The sequence below is a fragment of the Caballeronia sp. 11_S32 genome (genome assembly GCF_056930355.1).
Genome location: NZ_JBXOWH010000004.1, coordinates 772,122 through 792,177, shown reverse-complemented (window position 1 = coordinate 792,177; position 20,056 = coordinate 772,122). Strand labels below are relative to the sequence as shown.

At 64.1% G+C, this 20,056-nt stretch carries 19 protein-coding genes and 1 tRNA gene; 10 read left to right on the top strand and 10 right to left on the bottom strand.

Annotated elements, in window-relative coordinates; all coding sequences use genetic code 11:
- Positions 1-3 precede the first annotated feature (3 nt).
- Both AC1Z32_RS29760 and AC1Z32_RS29755 read right to left on the bottom strand, forming a co-directional pair.
- Complete coding sequence (locus tag AC1Z32_RS29760; protein ID WP_483482416.1) at positions 4-1,668, bottom strand: alpha-amylase family protein; 1,665 nt, start codon at positions 1,666-1,668, stop codon at positions 4-6.
- Positions 1,669-1,816: 148 nt separating this feature from the next.
- Entirely contained in the window at positions 1,817-2,569 is a 753-nt protein-coding gene (locus tag AC1Z32_RS29755) for an SDR family NAD(P)-dependent oxidoreductase (protein WP_483482415.1), read from the bottom strand.
- A 122-nt stretch (positions 2,570-2,691) separates the two neighbouring features.
- Here AC1Z32_RS29755 and AC1Z32_RS29750 point away from each other — a divergent pair, with 122 nt between their 5' ends.
- Together AC1Z32_RS29750 and AC1Z32_RS29745 are read left to right on the top strand one after the other, a co-directional pair.
- The gene (locus AC1Z32_RS29750) at positions 2,692-3,615 is read left to right on the top strand and encodes a LysR family transcriptional regulator (RefSeq protein ID WP_483482414.1); all 924 of its coding nucleotides are present in this window, start codon (positions 2,692-2,694) and stop codon (positions 3,613-3,615) included.
- A 215-nt stretch (positions 3,616-3,830) separates the two neighbouring features.
- Positions 3,831-4,667 carry an alpha/beta fold hydrolase gene (locus AC1Z32_RS29745; protein ID WP_483482413.1) on the top strand — a complete coding sequence of 279 codons (837 nt, stop codon included), beginning with the start codon at positions 3,831-3,833 and terminating at the stop codon, positions 4,665-4,667.
- 42 nt (positions 4,668-4,709) lie between these two features.
- On the opposite strand, the gene AC1Z32_RS29740 is transcribed toward AC1Z32_RS29745, so the two are convergent.
- The 4 genes from AC1Z32_RS29740 to AC1Z32_RS29725 all read right to left on the bottom strand — a co-directional run bounded on the left by AC1Z32_RS29740 (position 4,710) and on the right by AC1Z32_RS29725 (position 8,505).
- Positions 4,710-5,405: a DsbA family oxidoreductase gene (locus AC1Z32_RS29740; RefSeq protein WP_483482412.1), complete on the bottom strand. Its 696-nt coding sequence runs from the start codon at positions 5,403-5,405 to the stop codon at positions 4,710-4,712.
- Complete coding sequence (locus AC1Z32_RS29735) at positions 5,392-5,952, bottom strand: RBBP9/YdeN family alpha/beta hydrolase (RefSeq protein WP_483482411.1); 561 nt, start codon at positions 5,950-5,952, stop codon at positions 5,392-5,394. The genes AC1Z32_RS29740 and AC1Z32_RS29735 overlap by 14 nt, the downstream gene beginning before the upstream one ends.
- Positions 5,953-6,011: 59 nt before the next feature.
- Positions 6,012-7,334, bottom strand: coding sequence for an MFS transporter (locus tag AC1Z32_RS29730; protein ID WP_483482410.1), 1,323 nt, complete (start codon positions 7,332-7,334; stop codon positions 6,012-6,014).
- A gap of 115 nt (positions 7,335-7,449) precedes the next feature.
- Positions 7,450-8,505: a beta-keto acid cleavage family enzyme gene (locus AC1Z32_RS29725; RefSeq protein WP_483482408.1), complete on the bottom strand. Its 1,056-nt coding sequence runs from the start codon at positions 8,503-8,505 to the stop codon at positions 7,450-7,452.
- 243 nt (positions 8,506-8,748) lie between these two features.
- Here AC1Z32_RS29725 and AC1Z32_RS29720 point away from each other — a divergent pair, with 243 nt between their 5' ends.
- The 8 genes from AC1Z32_RS29720 to AC1Z32_RS29685 all read left to right on the top strand — a co-directional run bounded on the left by AC1Z32_RS29720 (position 8,749) and on the right by AC1Z32_RS29685 (position 15,819).
- Complete coding sequence (locus AC1Z32_RS29720) at positions 8,749-9,702, top strand: hypothetical protein (protein ID WP_483482407.1); 954 nt, start codon at positions 8,749-8,751, stop codon at positions 9,700-9,702.
- Positions 9,703-10,075: 373 nt separating this feature from the next.
- Positions 10,076-11,212: a porin gene (locus AC1Z32_RS29715; protein WP_483482406.1), complete on the top strand. Its 1,137-nt coding sequence runs from the start codon at positions 10,076-10,078 to the stop codon at positions 11,210-11,212.
- 81 nt (positions 11,213-11,293) lie between these two features.
- A complete protein-coding gene (locus AC1Z32_RS29710) occupies positions 11,294-11,659 on the top strand; it encodes a BON domain-containing protein (RefSeq protein WP_483482405.1) in 366 nt (121 codons plus the stop codon).
- An 82-nt stretch (positions 11,660-11,741) separates the two neighbouring features.
- Complete coding sequence (locus tag AC1Z32_RS29705) at positions 11,742-13,394, top strand: fatty acid--CoA ligase (RefSeq protein WP_483482404.1); 1,653 nt, start codon at positions 11,742-11,744, stop codon at positions 13,392-13,394.
- 43 nt (positions 13,395-13,437) lie between these two features.
- Positions 13,438-13,698, top strand: coding sequence for a DUF1488 family protein (locus AC1Z32_RS29700; RefSeq protein ID WP_483482403.1), 261 nt, complete (start codon positions 13,438-13,440; stop codon positions 13,696-13,698).
- A gap of 43 nt (positions 13,699-13,741) precedes the next feature.
- Positions 13,742-15,028, top strand: coding sequence for a citrate synthase (gene gltA / locus AC1Z32_RS29695; protein ID WP_483483343.1), 1,287 nt, complete (start codon positions 13,742-13,744; stop codon positions 15,026-15,028).
- 332 nt (positions 15,029-15,360) lie between these two features.
- Entirely contained in the window at positions 15,361-15,615 is a 255-nt protein-coding gene (locus tag AC1Z32_RS29690) for a hypothetical protein (RefSeq protein WP_483482402.1), read from the top strand.
- A gap of 127 nt (positions 15,616-15,742) precedes the next feature.
- A tRNA-Val gene (locus AC1Z32_RS29685) sits at positions 15,743-15,819 on the top strand.
- A gap of 83 nt (positions 15,820-15,902) precedes the next feature.
- Here AC1Z32_RS29685 and AC1Z32_RS29680 read toward each other — a convergent pair.
- From AC1Z32_RS29680 to AC1Z32_RS29665, 4 genes are all read right to left on the bottom strand, one after another.
- Positions 15,903-16,121: a hypothetical protein gene (locus AC1Z32_RS29680; protein WP_483482401.1), complete on the bottom strand. Its 219-nt coding sequence runs from the start codon at positions 16,119-16,121 to the stop codon at positions 15,903-15,905.
- Between the two features lie 104 nt (positions 16,122-16,225).
- Complete coding sequence (locus AC1Z32_RS29675; RefSeq protein WP_483482400.1) at positions 16,226-17,566, bottom strand: DUF3100 domain-containing protein; 1,341 nt, start codon at positions 17,564-17,566, stop codon at positions 16,226-16,228.
- Positions 17,567-17,623: 57 nt separating this feature from the next.
- The gene (locus tag AC1Z32_RS29670) at positions 17,624-19,135 is read right to left on the bottom strand and encodes an aldehyde dehydrogenase family protein (RefSeq protein WP_483482399.1); all 1,512 of its coding nucleotides are present in this window, start codon (positions 19,133-19,135) and stop codon (positions 17,624-17,626) included.
- 15 nt (positions 19,136-19,150) lie between these two features.
- Positions 19,151-20,020, bottom strand: a complete 870-nt coding sequence (locus tag AC1Z32_RS29665; RefSeq protein ID WP_483482398.1) for an NAD(P)-dependent oxidoreductase — start codon at positions 20,018-20,020, stop codon at positions 19,151-19,153.
- Positions 20,021-20,056 lie beyond the last annotated feature (36 nt).

Sequence of the window (20,056 nt, the reverse complement as noted above, 5' to 3'; positions counted from 1 at the left end):
GCCTCACACTTCACTGCGCTTTAACAGATAGTCGAGCCCGCCGACGCGATACCATCGATAGCCATACGGCTCCAGCACCACGGCATGCTGTCCCGCCTCATTGCCCTGGCTGTGGTCGTCGGAAAGCAGGTTGACGAGCATGCCGTGCTCGCCGCCTTCAATGCCGACGCGGAACTTCACCGTGCATGCCGCCGCGCCGAAGTTATGCAGGCAGACGACCGAGTTGTTGCGCCAGTCGTAGCGCAGCGCGAGCACATCGTCGCGCGAAGTCCGCAGGATCGCAAAGTCGCCCCAGCTGATTTCCGGCACTTCCTTGCGCATGCGAATCATGCGCTCGATCCAGTTCAGCAGCGAATTCGGATCGCGGCGCTGGCTCGCGACATTCACCCGTTCGTAACCGTACGGCCCGCCCGAGATCACCGGCCGCACCGGGCGCTCATGCTTGGTGAAACCGGCATGCGGCTCGGTGGACCATTGCATCGGCGTGCGCACGCTTTCGCGCTCGGGCAGGCGCAGATCGTCGCCCATGCCGATTTCATCGCCATAACGCACGACCGGCGTTCCCGGCAGCGTCAGCATCAGGCTGTAGGCGAGCTCGAGCCGGCGACGGTCGCCGTCGAGCATCGGGGCGAGGCGCCGCCGGATGCCGCGGCCGTACAGCTGCATCTCGGGCTCGGGACCGAAGGCCGCGAACACGGTGTCGCGCTGTTGCGGCGACAGGCGGCCGAGGTCGAGCTCGTCGTGATTTCGCAGGAACACGCCCCATTGCGCGGTCGCCGCGCGTGGCTCCGTCGCCTTGAGGGCTTTCTTCAGCGGTTTCGTGTCCGCGCTCGCGAGCGCATAGAACGTGTTTTGATTGACCTGAAAATTGAACAACATCTGCAGGCGCTCGCCCGCGTCGCCGAAGTACTGCATGTCGGTGTCGGGCAGCACGTTCGCCTCGGCGAGGATGATCGCGTCGCCTTCGCGCCACTGCAGGAACTCCCGGAACATGCGCAGCATGTTGTACTGCTCGACCGGCTTCTTCACCTGCGGACCCTTCGTGGCGATGACGAACGGCACCGCGTCCATGCGAAACCCCGACACGCCGAGCTGGATCCAGAAGCCCATGATCTTGAGCAGTTCGGCCTGCACGAAGGGGTTGGCGGTGTTGAGGTCGGGCTGGAAGTCGTAGAAGCGGTGGAAGTACCACATGGCCGCCTGCTTGTCGTAGGTCCATGTGGACTTCTGCACGCCGGGGAACACCACGCCGTCGTCCGCATTGGCCGGGCGCTTCTTCGACCACACATACCAGTCGCGATACTTCGACTGCGGATCGCGCCGCGCTTGCCTGAACCACGGATGCTCGTCCGACGTGTGATTCACGACGAGATCGATCATCACGCGCAGGCCGCGCTGACGGCACGCATGAGTGAACTCCGTGAAGTCGCCGAGCGTGCCGTAGCGCGGGTCCACGTTGTAGTAGTCGGAGATGTCGTAGCCATTGTCGCGGCCCGGCGACGGCTGAAACGGCATTAGCCAGATGGTGGTGATGCCGAGTCCCTGGAGATAGTCGAGCCGCCGCAGCAGCCCCTGAAAGTCGCCGATGCCGTCGCCGTTCGCGTCCATGAACGCGCCGACGGACAAGCAGTAGATGATCGCGTTCTTGTACCAGAGATCGTTGACCATGCGCTGGGATCGAAGCCCGGTTCGCGGGCGGATGGGGGAACGCCGGCGGCAGCGTCGGCGCGGCACGCGTCCAGTTTAATCGTCGCGCACCGATGCCGACAGCCGGCGGGCGCACAGACCGCGCCCGGTGAACCGATCCCCGAGACGGTCAGATCTGCGCCTGTCCTCCGTCGACGAACAACTCCGCGCCGTTCACGAAGCTCGCATCGTCCGACGCGAGGAAGAGGGCGGCCCCGGCGATCTCCTCCGGCTCGCCGACGCGGCCCATCGGGATACGCGACGCCAGATAGTCGAGCAGTCCCTGCTGTTGCGCTTTATCCGGTCCGGCGAGATCGACCAGACCGGGGGTTCTCGTCGCACCCGGACTGATCGTGTTGACGCGAATGCCGCGGTCTTTCAGATCGAGGATCCAGCTGCGGGCGAAGGCCCGGATCGCAGCTTTCGAGGCCGAATAGACGCTGAACGCCGCCGTGCCTTCGATGGTCGTGGTCGAGCCCGCGAGAATCACCGATGCGCCTTTGGACAGCAGCGGCAGCGCCTTTTGCACCGTGAAAAGCGTGCCCTTCACGTTGCGATCGAACGTGTCGTGATAGTGCGCTTCGGTGATCTCGCCGAGCGGCAGCATCGTTCCGCCGCCCGCGTTGGCGAACAGCACATCGAGCCGGCCTTTTTCGCCGCGAATCTGTTCATACAGCGCATCGAGCTGTTCGGTCTTCGACGAGTCGACACGCACGCCCGTCGCGTTGCCCACCGCGGCAACCGCCGCGTCGAGTTCGGCCTGACGGCGGCCAGTGACATACACATGCGCGCCTTCCGCCGCGAAGCGTTTGGCGGTGGCGAGGCCGATGCCGCTGGTTGCGCCTGTGACGAGTGCGATCTTGCCTTCGAGCTTGCGAGCCATGATGTTTCTCCTTCGTTCGGGTGGCCGTGCGTTCGTTGAGTGATGAAGCGATGTGAGGAGAATATCGACGGCCCCATCTTTTCGAAATAGAATCGGCTGCAAACCATCATTGCAAAAATGAAATGACCAAGCTGCCCGATTTCGAGGGGCTCGCGATGTTCGCCAAGGTGTCCGAGGAAGGATCGTTCGCGGCGGCCGCGCGCGCGATGGGCGTTTCGGTGCCCACAGTGTCGAGAGGCGTCGCGCGCCTGGAGGAGCGGCTCGGGGCGCGGCTCTTCAACCGCACGTCGCGCCAGCTCGCCCTGACTGAGTTCGGCCGCACGATCGCCGAAAAGGCCTGCGATATCTACCGGCAGGCAGAAGCGGCCGAGAACGCCGCGCGCGAGATGTCGGTTGAGCCGCGCGGCCTGATTCGTCTTGCCGTGCCGATGTCGTTCGGCCTGCGCTGGGTGGCGCCGCTGCTGCCGCGCTTCTTGCAGAGGTATCCGGAAGTGTCGGTCGATCTGCATCTGTCCGATGCCACCGTCGATATCGTCGCCGAGGGTTTCGACGCCGCATTGCGTATCGCCGCCTTGCCGGATTCGTCGCTGGTCGCCAAACGGCTGTGCCCGGTGTCGCAGCTCGTCGTGGCATCGCCGGAGTATCTGAAGCGCTGCGGCCGTCCGATGCATCCGCGAGAACTGGCCGGCAGAGCCTGTCTCTCCTATGCTTACCGTGCGCGCAGCGACGTCTGGCGGTTCGTCAACGATGCCGGCGAGGAGGAGGCGGTCACGCCGGCCGGCCCTTTGCGCGTGACGAACGCCGACGCGCTGCTGCCGGCGCTGCTCGCAGGGCTCGCGGTCGCGGAGCTGCCTGAGTTCATCGCCGGCGAGTATCTGGCCGATGGGCGGCTCGAGGCGATCCTCACTGACTGGCATCTGACGCGAGGCGGGCTGTACTTCGTCACGCCGTCGGCGCGCTCGCGTCCGGCCAGGGTCAAGGCGCTGGCGGATTTCTTCGCCGAACACCTCTCCGAGCCCGCATGGTCGCAGCCGTCACGGTCGTGATAGCCTGAGCGCGCAAAATCGCATCATTGCCCCCGGTGCAACAAAGCATTGCCGGAGAAACTAATTCTTTCCGGCTCCGAGTATCCGTATTCTTCTCGCATCGCTTCCGCGGTTCGAAGCATCCGCCGCCGCACGATGGCGGTTGTCATACAGGCGCCGGAAGATGGTGGCCGGCTATCGCTCCAGACTGAACAATCTCGAACAGGAGAAAGTCCATGCCGTACGTCACGACCAAAGACAACGTTGAAATCTTCTACAAGGACTGGGGCCCGAAAGACGCGCAACCCATCGTTTTCCATCACGGCTGGCCGCTGTCTTCCGATGACTGGGATGCGCAGATGCTCTTCTTCGTGCAGAAAGGGTATCGGGTGATCGCCCACGACCGCCGCGGCCATGGCCGTTCGTCGCAGGTCTCCGACGGGCACGACATGGACCACTACGCCGCCGATGCCTTCGCGGTCGCGGAAGCGCTCGACCTGCGCAATGCCGTGCATATCGGCCATTCGACGGGCGGCGGGGAGGTGGCGCGTTACGTGGCGAAGCATGGCGAGCCGGCCGGACGCGTCGCCAAGGCGGTGCTGGTCAGCGCGGTGCCGCCGCTGATGCTCAAGACGGAGGCGAATCCCGAGGGTTTGCCGCTCGAGGTCTTCGACGGCTTCAGAAAGGCGCTCGCCGACAACCGCGCGCAGTTCTTCGTCGACGTTCCGGCCGGCCCGTTCTACGGCTTCAATCGTGCCGGTGCGACGGTCCATCAGGGCGTCATTCAGAACTGGTGGCGTCAGGGGATGATGGGCAGCGCCAAGGCGCATTACGAGGGAATCAAGGCGTTCTCGGAAACGGATCAGACCGGAGATCTGCGGTCGATCACGGTGCCGACGCTCGTTCTGCATGGCGAAGATGACCAGATCGTGCCGATCGCCGATGCAGCGCTGAAGTCGATCAAGCTGCTGAAGAACGGGACATTGAAGACCTACCCGGGCTTCTCGCACGGCATGCTGACGATCAACGCGGATGTCCTCAACGCCGATCTGCTCGCGTTCGTGAAGGGGTAATGGAGTGAACGCCAGCCCGCTTCGGCGGGCTGGCTCGCTGCTTCATCGCGCCGCCAGCATCATCGCTTCGACGAGCGCGCCGGGCGAATGCGCGCCGGACAGCGTGTATCGGGCGTCGAACACGAAGTGCGGAACGCCGCTGACGTCATCGTTGCCGTGCGACATCGTGCGTCCGGTCGCGTCGGGCAGGCGCCTCGATTCCGCCAGATGATTCGCGAGGGCCTCCTGTTCGAGGCCGCATTCGACGCCGAGCCGCTCCAGAACCTCCCCATCGCCGATGTTCTTACCTTCGACGAAATAAGCGACGAACAGGCGCTCGATCAGCCGGGCGCGCAGCGCTTCGTTGCCTCGTCCGGCCGCGTAGGCCACGAGGTCATGCGCAGCAGCCGTGTTGGGCAGCACTTCGATCCGCTCGAATGCGAACTCGACACCGGCCTCGCTTCCGGCGCGCCGAACCTGCGCACGCCTCGCCGCCACCGCCTCGTGACTTCCCAGACGGTCCAGATAGAACGCCTGGTAAGGCATGCCGTCGAGCGGCGTGTAGGGCAGGAGCTGATGCGAGCGCCACAGCACCTTCAGCAGCACGTCCGGGCGCAAGACGGCGAAGCGGCTGACGGCCGCCTCCAGATTGCGCTTGCCGATCAGGCACCACGGACAGATGAAATCGACGAAGACCTCGACCGTCATCGTGCGACGATGACCGGCCGCGACCGCACCGCGCAACTCAGACAAGTTCATGGATCAGCTTCTCCGCCATCGGCCATTCGCCAAAGCCCGCGGCGGGGTTCAGATGGCCCACCTCGCCGAGATCGACGAGGCGGCTGCCCCAGTCCCGGGCCATCTGCTCGACGCGCTCGAAGCGCGCGAGCGGATCGTTGCGGCTCGCGCCGACGATGCTCGGAAACGGCAGCGGCGTGCGCGGGATCGGATGCCAGCCGTTCTCTGCGAGGGCATCGAAGGTCGGATAGCCTTCCGGCAGCGGCGTTTCGAGATCGACGGGCGCGGCCAGCAGCGCGCCGTGGATCCTGCGGTCGTGCTGCCGGGCCCAATGCACGGTGATCATCACGCCCGCGCTGTGCGCGACCAGGATCACCGGGCCATCGATTTTCGCGAGCGCCGCATCGAGCGCCGCCACGCGCGCCGCGCAACTGAGCTTGTCGTGCTCGAGCGGCGGCACCGAGACGGCGTTGGGAAGTTTCTGCTGCAACAGCGTCTGCCAATGCTCGGCGACGTGGTCGCGCAAACCCGGCACGATGAGAACGGTAGGTGTCGTATCGAGAGTCATTAATGTGCCTTCATTGTGTCGGAACGATGCGTCGCGTCGCGGGCCAACAGCGTGCCTCGTCAGTGCGAAGCCTCTTCGCGCAGCGTGGCGACCCGGTCAAGATCGCGTGAGTAGTTGCGCTTGCCGATGGCGAACACGATCGCGGCGAGAAGCGGCGCGAAAGGAACCAGTTGCAGCGCGCCCAGCAGCCCGATCTTGTCGGCGACGATGCCCGTGAGGATCGCGGCGGGTGCGAGACCGAGCAGGTTGTTGGCGAGCGTGAGCGTGGCGAACGCGGAAGCGTGGATCGAGGGCGGCGTGAGATTCGCGACCATCGCGCCAGACGGGCCGGTTGCACCCGCGCTGAAGAACATGCCGGCGCCGATCAACGCGAGCTGCAGGGGGCCCGCCTCCATCCGGAAGCCGATCGCGAGCAGCGTGAAGCAGGCAAGGCAGAACGCGATGGCGGTGAGCCACTTCCTGTCGCGCGCGTTCCGGCTGATGCGGTCGGTCAGGCTGCCGCAGACGACCATGCCGAGGCCCGTCGCCATCACCAGCACTGCCGCGCCCATCGCGGCCTTGCCCGGCGCCATGCCGTAGTAGCGGTTCAGGAAGCTCGGCATCCATGCCCACAGCGCGGCCGGCACCAGCAGATGAAAGCCGCTGCCCACATACGCGCACACGATGGATTTCGTCGAGAAGAGTCCCTTCATCAGCGCACGGAAGCTCATGCGCATGCCGAGGCCCGGCTTCGCCGCGCCTTCGCCGGCGGTTTGCAGCGGCGCGAGCCGCTTTTCGGTGACGATCATCCGGTAGGCCACGACCAGCAAGAGCCCGAGACCCGCCATCACGCCGAACGCCGAGCGCCAGCCGAGATTCGCCGCAACAGCGCCGCCGATCGCCATGCCCATCACCGAGCCGAACGCGCCGCCCGCCATGAAGGCGGCGGTCAGCGTCGCGCGCAACCGTGCCGGGAAGATGCTGAGCACCACCGCGATGCCGACACTCCCATAAGCCGCTTCGCCAATGCCGACGAATGCCCGCGCAATCAGCATCTCGCCGAAGTTGGTCGAAATGGCGCAGCCGAGCGTCGCGATACTCCACATGGCGGCCATGAGGATGATGCTCTTCACGCGGCCCCAGCGGTCTGCCAGCACCGACAGCGGAAACGTGAGCACGCCGACCATCAGCGCGACCACGCTGCTGAGCGATCCGAGTTGCGTGTCGGACAGGCCCCATGTCGCCTTGAGCATCGGAAACACGGCATTCAACACCTGCCGCGACATATAGTCGGAAAGCAGCAATCCGACCGTCAGCGCGAACACCACCCAGGCGTAGGCGCGCACGTCACCGCGTGCTTTGGAAATTTCGCCCGTCGCGGGCTCCGCGTGCTGCATAAGCATGAACTGTCTCCTTCATGTGTCTCGTCAGCGGCTTTCCCTGCGCGCTCAGGCGCAGGGCCGCTTTACGATGGTTGTGATTCCCGCGATGCGAACCGCTCCGGTTTATGGATGCCGGTCACGCGGCGCGCAAGGGAAGATTCCGGACGCCCGCCTTGCGGTTGGGCGACATGCCGTTCGCGGCGAGTGTCTCGTCGACGGTTTCGTACTGCACGCCGATGCGGTAGATCTCACGCGCTTCCTTGCCGTTCGCGACCTCGCGGCCCAGTTCGCGCGCCACGCGCACGCACTGCTGGATCTGCTGCACCGACGTGAACCGGTTGCCGTTCTGGTCGATGATCGTGTCCTCGATGCCGCAGCGCGGATGCAGGCCCATCGACATCGCCATCATGTTGAACGGAAGCACGTTCTTCAGCAGCGACTCGGCCGTGAGCGTGCAGCCATCCGGCGCACGGTGTACGAAGTTGAAGAAGTTGAACGGGTTCGGGCCGTCGAAGCCGCCGCCGATGCCGATCCACGTAAGGTTGAGCGGCCCCTTGTACACGCCCTTGCGCACGAGGCGATCGAGCGTCTCGAGCGCATGGATGCCGGTCAGCTGGAAGTGCGGCTGGATGCCCGAGGCCTGCAGACGGCGCAGATGCTCCTCGACCCATGCGGGGCCGGCCGGCACCGTCATTTCGCTGTAGGCGGCCATGAATGCCGGGTTGGAGAGCGACGTGCCTTCCAGATACTCCGGATACAGCAACTCCATGATGTTCATCTGCGTGGTGTTGATCGCCACGGTCACTTGGTCGGGCTTCGGATCGAGTTCGGCGAGCATGTGACGCGTATCGTCTGACAGCCACTTCGCGGCCTGACCGTCGTCTTCCGGCGCGAACGAGATCGAGCCGCCCACCTGTATGATCATGTCCGGCACCGCCGCGCGCACGCCGGCGATCAGCTCGTTGAACTTCGACAGGCGCTTGGAACCCTTGCCGTCCAGTTCGCGCACGTGCAGATGCAGCACCGTGGCGCCCGCCTCATAGCAGTCGACGGCTTTCTGAATCTGTTGTTCCATCGTCACCGGAATGTCTTCGGGAAAATCTTCCGGCATCCATTCGGGGCCGTACGGCGCGACCGTGATGACGACTTTGTCCTGGTTCTCGGGGTGCAGCGAATCATCGAGGAATTGCATGAGTGGCTCCGGTAGGGAATGGGCTCCGATCCGCTCGCGGCGGGGACGCGCGTCGCGGTCGTCAAAGGGCGCTTTCGATAATCTGTCGCTTGCCCTTGCTTGATACGTATCCTATTGCTTGAGGGCCGCGCGCGCCCCTCTCGCGGTGAGAGGGGGAAGGGAGGGCGGCCCGCGATTCCCTCAGACGGTTTGAGGTTGCGAACGCCAGTCGCGGCGCGCGCCGGGCGGGAAAGGAGCGATCAGATGAACGGGCTTGCCAGAAGGATGATTGCCGCCGGAGCCGCACGCACGCTGGCGCTGATCTTGACTGTGTTCGCGCTGGCCGGAGCGTGCCCGGACCTGTTCGGCGAAGAAGCCGGCAATGCGGGCGGAAGCAACGCAGCGCGCCTGCGCGCCAAGTACGAAAGCCTGACGCAGCAACTCAGCCATAACCCGTTTCATCGCGAGTTGTACCTGGAGTCGGCGGAAACCGGCTCGTCTCTCAAGGGCGACATTTATGCCGTGGTGGACTATCCGTTCGCCACGGTCAACGGGGCGCTCAACGATCCGTCGCAAGGCCCCGCCAACTGGTGCGACGTGCTGATCCTGCATCTGAACGTGAAGTATTGCCGCCCATCGCCGAGCAGCAGCGGCGGCGGCACCCAGCTCATCGTGAACCTGGGCAGGAAGATCGAGGAAAAACTCTCGTCGACCTACCGCGTGCAGTTCGACTACCGGTCGGTCGCGACGAGCGCGACATACTTTCAGGTCGACCTCGATGCCGACACCGGGCCGATGAGCACCCGCGATTACCACATCGTGCTGGAGGCCGCGCCGGTCGCGGCCGGCCGGACGTTTCTGCACCTGACCTATTCGTATGGATATGGCATGGCGGGGCGCCTCGCGATGAAAAGCTATCTCGCCACGATAGGCAGCGACAAGGTCGGCTTCACCACCGCGCCGGATTCGTCGTCCGGCCAGCCGGAGTATATCGGCGGCGTCCGGGGACTCGTCGAGCGCAACACCATGCGCTACTACCTCGCGATCGACGCTTATCTGCAGGCGTTATCGAGCCCGGCCGACAAGCGCCTCGACAAGCGTCTCTCGAACTGGTTCGACGCGACCGAGCAGTATCCGCGCCAGTTGCACGAAGTCGACAGGAGCGAGTATATGAAGATGAAACACAACGAATACCGCAGGCAGCAAACGCCTCAATGAATGAAGCGTTCCCGGCAATGGCGGATGCTTGCGCGTCACGCTGACGCACCCCTCGCGAACCGTTTGCGCGCATCTGCGTGAGGCCTGAACCTTCAGAGCAGCCGCCAAGGGCGCGCCGCCGCCCACACTTCGGGCAGCCAGACTCCTCGTTTTCCCTATTCCCTCCCGCCGCGAGAGGGGTTCGGCCCGCAAGCTTTGGATAGTCTTGCATGAGTGCCAGCCGTGTGCTCCCGGCATGCGGTGTCCGAAAGAGACGCCGGACGAGCAAAGAGGGCCGTGAACTGTAAGCGTGCGCTTGCCAGATTGCAAACGAATTCCTGGACGGCACGCGTGAATGATTTTTAGACAATAGGGATATCTAATGAAAGCAAGAATGACTGGCGTTGCGGCTCTGATCGGCTTTACGTCCGCGGCCGCGCACGCTCAATCGGCGGTGACGCTTTATGGCGTCGTCGATTCGGGGCTGCTCTATCAAAGCACGGCGGCGGCGTCGTTCGCGCCCAATGCGCCCAATCTCGGCAAGGTGTATCGCTTCAAGGACGGCGGCATCTATTCGAGCGGCTGGGGCATCAAGGGCAGCGAGGATATCGGCGGCGGCTACAAGATCAACTTCAAGCTGCAAAGCTCGTTCGACAGCGGCACGGGCCGGTTCGGCCTGAGCGACACCGCCGGGGTCACCGCGCAATTCAACCAGTACGCGACGCTCGGCGTCTCGGGTCCGTTCGGCAAGTTCGATGCGGGCCGCCAGATCGTGCCGATGATCTGGGCGATGTACGACACGGACGTGCGCGGCGCGCAATACTTCGGCAGTATCCTGACCGCATGGCTCGGCATGAACCAGGCCGCGGGCTGGCCCGGCACGAGCACGAACGGCGCGATCGGCGCGCTGTATGACAGCAACGCGCTCGTCTACGAATCGCCGAAGTTCTACGGCGCGTCCTTCGCGCTGGAATACGCGCCGGGCGGCGTGCCGGGACACTTCCAGGGCGGCACGCGCGAATCGGCTGTCGTCAAGTATTCGAACTACGGCCTGAACCTCGCGGTGGCGTATTACAACGGCCATGACGCCAATCCGTTTCCGCCGACGTATCCCGCGTCCCCGGCCATTCCCGCGACAGGGCAGAACAACAACCGATTTTTCTACGCCGGAGCGCAGTACACGTTTTACGGTTTCTCGGTGTCCGGCTCATACGGCCATGGCAAGAACCCGGCAAACAGCAGCCGTGCCGATATCGATATGTATTCAGCTGGTCTCGGCTATCGATTCACCCCCGCTCTGAAGGTGACGTCCGGCTTTTATTACCTGAAGGACAACAACAACTCGAACAACCATTCGAGCGAGTTCGCAGTGGGAGCGGAATACGGCCTGTCCAAGCGGACGACGGCGTATGCGCAGGTTGGTTACGTCGACAACGACGGCACGATGAACCAGACGATCGTATATGGACAGCCCGTCGCGCCGGGCAAGTCGACGACCGCGGCGATGGTCGGCGTGCGGCATAACTTCTGACGATGCGGGCGCATATCGCGCACATTGCGCATATCGCGCACATCACGCCGTGGGCGTAGACAACAACGAACGGAGCAACGAATGAACGCAGCAAAGATATTCAAACTCGCCGGGGTGCTGATCGTCCTGGCATCGGGCTACGCATGGTCCCAGCCGGGCTCGGCAAGCGGCGCCCAGGCAGCTTCAGCGTCGCCCGCCTCGGGCGGGGCGGGTGCGCCGAAGCAGTCGAACCGCGCGCTGCGCAGGGCCGTGTATGCCTCGTTCGGGAAGGACAAGTCGATCGATGCGGGCAGCATCGGGGTGAGCGCGAAGAACGGCGCCGTGACGCTGACCGGCACCGTCGACGAAGCCTCGCAGATCGAAAAGGCGGCAACGCTCGCGAAGGGCGTGCCCGGCGTCGTGTCGGTGCAGAACAAGCTGACCGTGAAGCGAGCCTTCAGCCAGTAAGCGCACACGCGCGGCCATACGAGCGACGCGCACGAACCGCGTCATCATCCGGCGACCAATGGGCCGGGCCAAGGAGATTGAGATGCAGCACGCAGTATCCGAATCAACGCAGTCGGCATATGCCTATCCGCTTCTGGTGAAGCATCTGCTGCATACGCCGTTCACGCAGGCGCTCGATCAGGAGATCGTGTACCGCGACGATTTGCGCATGACGTATCGTGACCTGCGCGAGCGCATCGCGCGCCTCGCCGATGGCCTCTCGAAGCTCGGCGTGCGTCACGGCACGACCGTCGCGATGATGGACTGGGACAGCCACCGCTACCTCGAATCCTATTTCGCCGTGCCGATGATGGGCGCCGTGCTGCAAACCGTGAACGTGCGGCTCTCGCAGGCCGAGATTCTGTACACGCTCAACCACGCCGGCGCCGAGGTTCTCGTCGTGCATACCGACTTCCTGCCGGTGGTCGAGGCGATGAAGGATCAGCTCGAAACCGTGCGCACCTTCATCTGGATCGACGAGAAGGGCAGCGTCGCGCCCGCGCACACGATCCCGTTCGCCACCGAATACGAGCAGATGCTCGCCGCGAGCGCCACGCATTATGAGTTCCCCGATTTCGACGAGAACACGCGCGCGACGACCTTCTACACCACCGGCACGACCGGCTTGCCGAAGGGCGTGTACTTCTCGCATCGGCAGCTCGTGCTGCATACCATCACCGGCATGGCCGCGTTCGCGAGCCCGGTCTCGGGCCAGCGCTTTCATCGCGGCGATGTGTACATGCCCATCACGCCCATGTTCCATGTGCACGCGTGGGGCATTCCCTTCATTGCCACGGTGCTCGGCGTGAAGCAGGTCTATCCGGGCCGTTATCTGCCCGAGCGCCTCGTGAAGCTGATCCGCGATGAAGGCGTCACCTTCTCGCACTGCGTGGGCACCATTCTGCACATGCTGCTCGTGTGCCCCGACGCGGCGAGCGTCGACCTGTCGAAGTGGAAGGTCGTGATCGGCGGCGGCGCGCTGCCGCAAGGACTGGCGCGCGCGGCGCTCGAGCGCGGCATCGACGTGTTCGCGGGCTATGGCATGTCGGAGACGTGTCCGCTTCTGAGTCTCGCGCAACTGAGCCCGACGGAACCGCCGAAGGATCTCGACGACGAAGTGCGCCTGCGCTGCAAGACCGGGCGGCCTCTGCCGCTCGTCGATCTGCGCATCGTGGATGAAGAGATGCGCGACCAGCCGAGCGATGGCCGAGCGAGCGGCGAGATCGTCGTGCGCACGCCGTGGCTCACGCAAGGCTATCTGAAGAACCCCGATGCGTCCGCCGAACTGTGGCAGGGCGGCTATCTGCACACGCAGGACATCGCGAGCATCGATACGCAAGGCTATCTGCAGATCACGGACCGCATCAAGGACGTGATCAAGTCGGGCGGCGAGTGGGTGTCGTCGCTCGAAATCGAGAGCCTGATTTCGCAGCACCCCGGCGTTTCGGAGGTGGCGGTGATCGGCGTCAAGGACGAGAAGTGGGGCGAGCGGCCCGTGGCGCTGGTCGTCCTCAAGCCCGGCTACGAGTTGCCCGTTTCAGGCGATGACATCAGAAAGCACGTCCTCGACTTCAGCGAAACCGGGCGGATCTCGAAGTATGCGGTGCCTCAGGTCGTGAAGTTCGTCGACGAGCTGGAGAAGACGAGCGTCGGCAAGCTGAACAAGAAGCGGCTGCGCGAGCGGTTCGCTGCGTGAGGGAAGGGCGCCTTTCGGCGCCGCTCCTTGAATCGAGGTCGAGATGAACATTCTGTTTCCACACATTGACAGCATTTATGTGGGCGAAGGCCCCATCTATTTCGATGCGATCGTCGACGGCGTCGCGGTCAACTGCGTCCTGACGGAGCATGCGCTGGCCGCGGCCGCCGGTGTCGATCACATCATTTCCCGGCGCGAAGCATTTGCCTTCGGGCAGCCCGCGATCCGCGAAGTCGTGGCCCGGAGGGCCAGGCATATGACAGTCGGGCCGATCGTCATTACGCGGGCCGAGCTCCGCATGTGAACGCCGCAGGGCATCATCGAGACTCATGGAAATCATCACGAACATGAAGCAGTCCACTATCAAGGCGACACTCACTTTCAGCGACAACACGCCGAGCGTCGAAATGCCGATTTACACGGGCACGATGGGCCCGGACGTGATCGACATCCGCAAGTTGTACGGTCAGACCGGCAAGTTCACGTATGACCCTGGCTTCATGTCGACGGCGGCTTGCAATTCGGCGATCACCTATATCGACGGCGACAAGGGCGAGCTGCTGTATCGCGGCTATCCGATCGAGCAACTGGCCGTGAACGCCGACTTTCTCCAGACCTGCTATCTGCTGTTGAAGGGCGATCTTCCGAACACCGCGCAGAACAAGGAATTCGTGGACACGGTCACGCGTCACACGATGGTGCACGAGCAGATGCACTTCTTCTTCCGCGGCTTTCGTCGCGACGCGCACCCGATGGCCGTGTTGACGGCTGCTGTCGGCGCGCTGTCGGCGTTCTATCACGACTCACTCGATATCAACGATCCGCAGCATCGCGAAGTCTCCGCGATCCGCATGATCGCGAAGCTGCCGACGCTCGTTGCAATGGCATACAAGTACAGCATCGGCCAGCCGTTCGTGTATCCGAAGAACGAGCTGTCCTACAGCGCGAACTTCATGCGCATGATGTTCTCGAACCCGTGCGAAGAGTACAAGGTCAACGACGTGCTCGTGCGCGCACTCGACCGCATCCTGATCCTGCACGCCGATCACGAGCAGAACGCGTCGACCTCCACGGTGCGTCTGGCCGGTTCGTCGGGTGCGAATCCGTTCGCGTGTATCGCGGCCGGCATCGCGTGTCTGTGGGGCCCGGCGCACGGCGGCGCGAATGAAGCCGCGCTGAACATGCTGGAAGAGATCGGCTCGGTGGACAACATCCCTGAGTTCATCAAGCAGGTGAAGGACAAGAACTCGGGCGTGAAGCTGATGGGCTTCGGTCACCGCGTGTACAAGAACTACGATCCGCGCGCGAAGCTGATGCGCGAGACGTGCCACGAAGTGCTGAACGAACTCGGCCTGCACGACGATCCGCTCTTCAAGCTCGCGATGGAGCTGGAAAAGATCGCGCTGGAAGACGAATACTTCGTGTCGCGCAAGCTGTACCCGAACGTCGACTTCTATTCGGGCATCGTGCAGCGCGCGCTGGGCATCCCGACCTCGATGTTCACGTGCATCTTCGCGATGGCGCGTACGGTCGGCTGGATCGCGCAGTGGAACGAGATGATTGCGGATCCGGAGCAGAAGATTGGTCGCCCGCGTCAGCTGTTCATCGGGGAGGAAAAAAGGACGGTGGCGTGAGCGGGGGTTTTAGGCGGTTGCCGGGGTCGCGTGGCCCCCGAGCAACCGTCAGTCGTCAGACGGCGGCTGCACCACGGCTTCGATGAGCTTCAACCGATCGACTTCACGCATGCTCATGGTGATCGTCTCGATCTCGCTCATGGCCGGCCCCCGCGGGTTGCGAAAACCAGATCAGCTTGACCTCGAAACGCCTCAGGTGCGACATCTGTACTTGGCCCAAGTACGTCACTACAACTTTGCCGCAACATAAAAATGTTCGCTAATTTATGTTATGTCAACTGCGATACTCGTGTGTTCCCGACTGCTGATCACCGACGAAGCTGCGTCCCGGCGTGAACGGGCATCAGATCCTCGCCGACGCAACGGAGAAGCCCGGCATGAACGTGGGCGGCCACTGGAAGCACTTCAAGGACTGGCCGCATGCCCAGCGGCCAGACGAAAGCGACGCCGCCGCTTCGAATTCGCTGAAGGGCATCCATTTAACCATGGTGCAACGCTTCGGCGTTTCCTCGCTCCCTCGCGTTCGCATCGAAAGCATAAAACACCGGACTACGAATGAATCCGGCGCCGATACCGGTTCGGCCTAACGCTCCCCCAGCCATATCGCCACCACAAGTCCAAACACCCTGCCCAACCCCAAAACGCCTCTTCAAAAAATTTTCGCCCGAAAGCTCGCACAACGCGAAACTTTCCCCTATAATTCGCGGCTTCCGTAGGCTCGTAGCTCAGCTGGTTAGAGCACCACCTTGACATGGTGGGGGTCGTTGGTTCGAGTCCAATCGAGCCTACCAACGCATTTCTTCAAACGCACCGTCGCGATTTTCATCGCCTCGGTGCGTTTTCATTCGTGCGCAGTATTCGGATCGGATGAGCGTCAGTCCCAGCAATTCCGGAACGCCACCGCGACGATCACCGGCACGGTCAGCACGAGCGGAATCGCGAAGTACGGCACTTCCATGTGGACGATCCACGTGTAGATCAGCCACGCGACGCCGAGCGCCAGCGTGGCGATGCCGATGAGCGCCGTCAGCACGTTGAGCGTGCGAGGCGACATCCGCTTGCGAGAGGTTTCTTTGCCCGAAGGAGTTTCCATGGCGGCGGGCGCATTCGAGCGCGAGACAGGTACGCTTCGATTTTATACCCCAGGCCCGCCGCCGTACTACTGCGCGCGCTGCATGCACCGTCCCGGAAGCGCGCTCAGATATGAAAGAGTTGCGCCACCAGCGCCGCGCCCAGAAACGTCCCCGCGTTTGCCACGAACGACACCAGCACGATACGCCAGCCAAGCCTTCTGAACGCCGGAATGTCCTTGGCGATCGAGAGTCCGGCGAAGGTCAGCATTGGCGTCGTCACGCCCAGGAAGTCGTTCTGCGCACTGAGCGTCGCGATCTGCGCGCCCCACGGACACCACGGCGATGTCAAAAACATCGCGACGATCGACACCCAGCACACGGCCGGAATCTTGCGGCCGGTCGCCTGCGCGATCGCGTCGCCGACGATCGTCGCCAGCACCATGATCGCCATGCCGGGCAGTCCTTGCAGCGGTGTCGTGCCGTGCGTGATCCAGTCGGCGACGAGCGCCATCACCGCCGTCACGCCCCAGGCGAGCATCTTGCCGCCATAGCCGAGATGAGGCGCCTCGGTTTTCACATCGCCCAGTTTCGGCGCGGATGAAACCGCCTCGCGCGCGCTCGATGCCTTCGTCGTGCGCCCGATCAGCGGCTCCAGCAGACGATAGCCCCACACGGCCATCGGCAGCGAAATGAAGAGCGTGAAGTACGTGCCTATGGTCGTCGTGATCAGGTTGCTCGCCGCCGCGAACGTCAGCACGGATTTCGCCGTCTCCGGGTCCTGCTGCGCCGCGATCGCGCCCGATGCCGCCGCCATCATGCTGCCGGAGCCAACGCCCGATCCCATCGCGAGCGCGAGCGGATGAAAGATATGCAAGCTCGCGACGAAACCCGCGAAGATCGCGATGAACACCGCGCCGAACACCGTGCCCGTCAGATATTCGGCGAGCACGCCGCGTCCTTCCGCCGAATCCATGCCGTATTTCTCGCCGATGATCGCAAGGCTCGGCTCGCGCCCGACCGAAAACGTCGCGCCGATCGCCTCGCGCTTGATCCCGAGCAGCAGCGCGAGCGGCAGTCCGAGCAGGATCGTGCCGACGAAGTGGCCGAGCTCCTGGAACGCAAGCGCCCAGCCCGCCGCGGCGAGTTTCGGCAACGCGCTGCCGACCATCAGCCCGAGCTTCGAGACGAACAGCAGCAGCGCGGGTTGAAGAATCGCGGCCGCATAGAACTGGCTGCGCACGTCGAGCCGCGCCGGGCTTTTCCAGCGCTCGGAGACGAGCCCGAGCGCGGCGCCGAGCAGGAGCGCCCAGATCATCGGCAGCAGGATGACCTTGCCCGGGCCGATCTTGAACGTGAACGACCCGATGAACTCCGCGATCAACAAAATGACCGCCGCATAGAAAAAGAGCTTCGCGGTTCTCAAGCCACTTCCTTCCGCGCGATCCGCGCTCAACGTGCTTTCCATTCTCTTCTCCCCTGATTGCCCGCGCGATGCCGTCATGGCGGCGCGCGAGCGCTGTGGTCATAGATAGCCGAACGTCGTCGCCGGCTCCTTCGCCGTTTCGACCCACACGCTCTTGGTCTGCGTGTATTCGTAAAGCGCCTCGACGCCGCTGGATCGTCCGTAGCCGGACAGGCCATAGCCACCGAACGGCGACGCGACGTTGATCGTCTTGTAGCCATTGACCCAGAACGTGCCCGCGTCGACCTGGCTCGCGACGCGATGCGAGCGCGCGACGTCGTTGGTCCACACGGCGCCCGCGAGGCCGAACTCGGTGTCGTTGGCGATCGCGATGGCTTCTTCTTCAGTATCGAACGGAATCGCCGCGACCACCGGGCCGAAGATTTCCGTGCGCGCCACATCCATTTCGTTGGTGACGTTCGCGAGCACCGTCGGCGGGACGAAGTAGCCCGCGTCCGAGCGCTCCGCCGTGCCCGCCGCGAGCGTCGCGCCGGCCGCGACGCCCTTCCCGATCATCGACATCACGTGGTCGTACTGCCTGCGATTGTTGATCGGGCCGACTTCGGTGGCATCGTCGAGCGGCGCGCCGACCTTGATCTTCTTCGCGCCCGCCGCGACCATCGCGACGAATTCATCGTAGATGGAGCGCTGCACCAGCAGACGCGAGCCCGCGACGCAGCTTTGCCCCGCGCCCGCGAAAATCGCGGCTTGCGCGGTCAACGCGGCGCGCTTCAGATCCGCATCGGCGAAGATGATGTTGGCCGATTTGCCGCCCAGCTCCAGCACGCACGGCAGCACGCGCTTCGCGGCGCTTTCGGCGATGCGCGCGCCCGTCGCCGGCGAGCCCACGAACACCACCTTCTTCACCGCCTTGTGCGCGATGGCCGATTGCGCGACCGTCTGCCCGAGCCCCGCGAGCACGTTGATGAGGCCCTTCGGCGCACCGCCGCGCTCGGCCAGCAAGCCGACCGCGAGCGACGTGAACGGCGTCAGCTCCGAAGGCTTCAGCAGCACGGCGTTGCCCATGGAGATGGCGGGCGCGACCTGCCAGCCGCACGTGAACACCGGCGCATTCCACGGCGTGATCTGCAGCACGGTGCCGGCGGGCTCGCGGCGCGTGTAGTTCAAATGCGAGGTCGGCACGGGAATGACATCGCCATAAAACTTGTCGGCCCAGCCGCCGTAATACTCGAACATCTCGGCGACCTTCGCCACTTCGCCACGGCAATCGCGGATCGGCTTGCCCGAGCCGAGCGATTCCAGCCGCGCGATCTGTTCCGCTTCCTTGCGAATCTCGCGCGCGATCTCGAACATCACGCGGCCGCGCGCCGCATGCGTGAGCGCCCACCATTGCTTTTGCGCGCGCGTGGCCGCTGCCGCCGCCTGCTCCACGACCGCCGCACCGCCGTCCTTGTACGCGAGGCTCGGTTTGCCGGTGGCGGCATCGTAGAGCTGGATGGTGTCGCCCGCGCCTTCGATCAGTTCGCCGCCGACATACGAGCCGATGGTCTTCGCATTCGGAAAGAAGTGCGCGAAGGCGGCGAGAAGCTGTTCTGCTGCGTTGTATTCCATGTCCGGATGTTCCCCTTACTTCGATTCAGTGAACTGCACGATGCGATTGAAATCCTCCGCATCGCCGATGCTCGCCTCGCTCGCCGCCCACAGGCGCCCCGCTTCCTTTGCGATCGGCGCGTTCTCGTGGACGCTGTCGAGCAATGCCATCGCGAGACGCACGTCCTTGCGCATGAGCTTCATCGTGAAGCCGGAGTCGAACTTGCCGTTGAAGATCCACGTCGGATAGTTGGTGAGCGTCGCGCTGTTGCGTCCCGAGCCGCCGTTGAGCGCCTCGACGAGCTTCTCGGGATCGACGCCCGATGCCTTCGCCGCACGCACCGCCTCGCTTGCCGCGAGCAGATGCACGCCCGTCAGCATATTGTTGATGATCTTCGTCACGTGCCCCGCGCCGACCGGCCCGACGTGCACGCGCTTCGCGCTGATCGCGGCGAGAATCGGCTCGACGGCGGCGACATCGGCGTCCGAGCCGCCGAGGACCATCGTCATCGTGGCGGTCGCCGCGCCTTTCGGGCCGCCGCTCACGGGACCGTCGACGAAGCCGATGCCGCATTCGGCGAGCGCGGCGGCGACTTTCTTCGTGCTATTGGGGTCGGCGGTCGTTGTATCGACAACTATCAGCCCGCGCCTGCCGCTCGACGCCACGCCGCCTTGGCCCAACACCACTTCCTCGACGATCGCGGAAGTCGGCAGCGACAGGATCAGCACGTCGACTTCGCCCGCGATCGCCGCGACCGACGCCCGCGCCTCGATGCCGTCCGCCCGCAGCGCCTCGGCGACGCCCGGCGCCGCATCGAAGCCGAGCACGCGATATCCGCCGCGTTTCGCGCAAAGCGCCATGCCCCGCCCCATGTTTCCAAGACCGATCACACCCACCGTCTTCATCAGCGAACTCTCCTTGTCGTGCGCGCCGCGCGTTTT

Bases quoted from the DNA above. Each gene is read 5' to 3' on its own strand.
- AC1Z32_RS29760 (WP_483482416.1), bottom strand. From the start codon at position 1,668: ATGGTCAACGATCTCTGGTACAAGAACGCGATCATCTACTGCTTGTCC.
- AC1Z32_RS29755 (WP_483482415.1), bottom strand. From the start codon at position 2,569: ATGGCTCGCAAGCTCGAAGGCAAGATCGCACTCGTCACAGGCGCAACC.
- AC1Z32_RS29750 (WP_483482414.1), top strand. From the start codon at position 2,692: ATGACCAAGCTGCCCGATTTCGAGGGGCTCGCGATGTTCGCCAAGGTG.
- AC1Z32_RS29745 (WP_483482413.1), top strand. From the start codon at position 3,831: ATGCCGTACGTCACGACCAAAGACAACGTTGAAATCTTCTACAAGGAC.
- AC1Z32_RS29740 (WP_483482412.1), bottom strand. From the start codon at position 5,405: ATGAACTTGTCTGAGTTGCGCGGTGCGGTCGCGGCCGGTCATCGTCGC.
- AC1Z32_RS29735 (WP_483482411.1), bottom strand. From the start codon at position 5,952: ATGACTCTCGATACGACACCTACCGTTCTCATCGTGCCGGGTTTGCGC.
- AC1Z32_RS29730 (WP_483482410.1), bottom strand. From the start codon at position 7,334: ATGCTTATGCAGCACGCGGAGCCCGCGACGGGCGAAATTTCCAAAGCA.
- AC1Z32_RS29725 (WP_483482408.1), bottom strand. From the start codon at position 8,505: ATGCAATTCCTCGATGATTCGCTGCACCCCGAGAACCAGGACAAAGTC.
- AC1Z32_RS29720 (WP_483482407.1), top strand. From the start codon at position 8,749: ATGAACGGGCTTGCCAGAAGGATGATTGCCGCCGGAGCCGCACGCACG.
- AC1Z32_RS29715 (WP_483482406.1), top strand. From the start codon at position 10,076: ATGACTGGCGTTGCGGCTCTGATCGGCTTTACGTCCGCGGCCGCGCAC.
- AC1Z32_RS29710 (WP_483482405.1), top strand. From the start codon at position 11,294: ATGAACGCAGCAAAGATATTCAAACTCGCCGGGGTGCTGATCGTCCTG.
- AC1Z32_RS29705 (WP_483482404.1), top strand. From the start codon at position 11,742: ATGCAGCACGCAGTATCCGAATCAACGCAGTCGGCATATGCCTATCCG.
- AC1Z32_RS29700 (WP_483482403.1), top strand. From the start codon at position 13,438: ATGAACATTCTGTTTCCACACATTGACAGCATTTATGTGGGCGAAGGC.
- gltA (WP_483483343.1), top strand. From the start codon at position 13,742: ATGAAGCAGTCCACTATCAAGGCGACACTCACTTTCAGCGACAACACG.
- AC1Z32_RS29680 (WP_483482401.1), bottom strand. From the start codon at position 16,121: ATGGAAACTCCTTCGGGCAAAGAAACCTCTCGCAAGCGGATGTCGCCT.
- AC1Z32_RS29675 (WP_483482400.1), bottom strand. From the start codon at position 17,566: ATGGAAAGCACGTTGAGCGCGGATCGCGCGGAAGGAAGTGGCTTGAGA.
- AC1Z32_RS29670 (WP_483482399.1), bottom strand. From the start codon at position 19,135: ATGGAATACAACGCAGCAGAACAGCTTCTCGCCGCCTTCGCGCACTTC.
- AC1Z32_RS29665 (WP_483482398.1), bottom strand. From the start codon at position 20,020: ATGAAGACGGTGGGTGTGATCGGTCTTGGAAACATGGGGCGGGGCATG.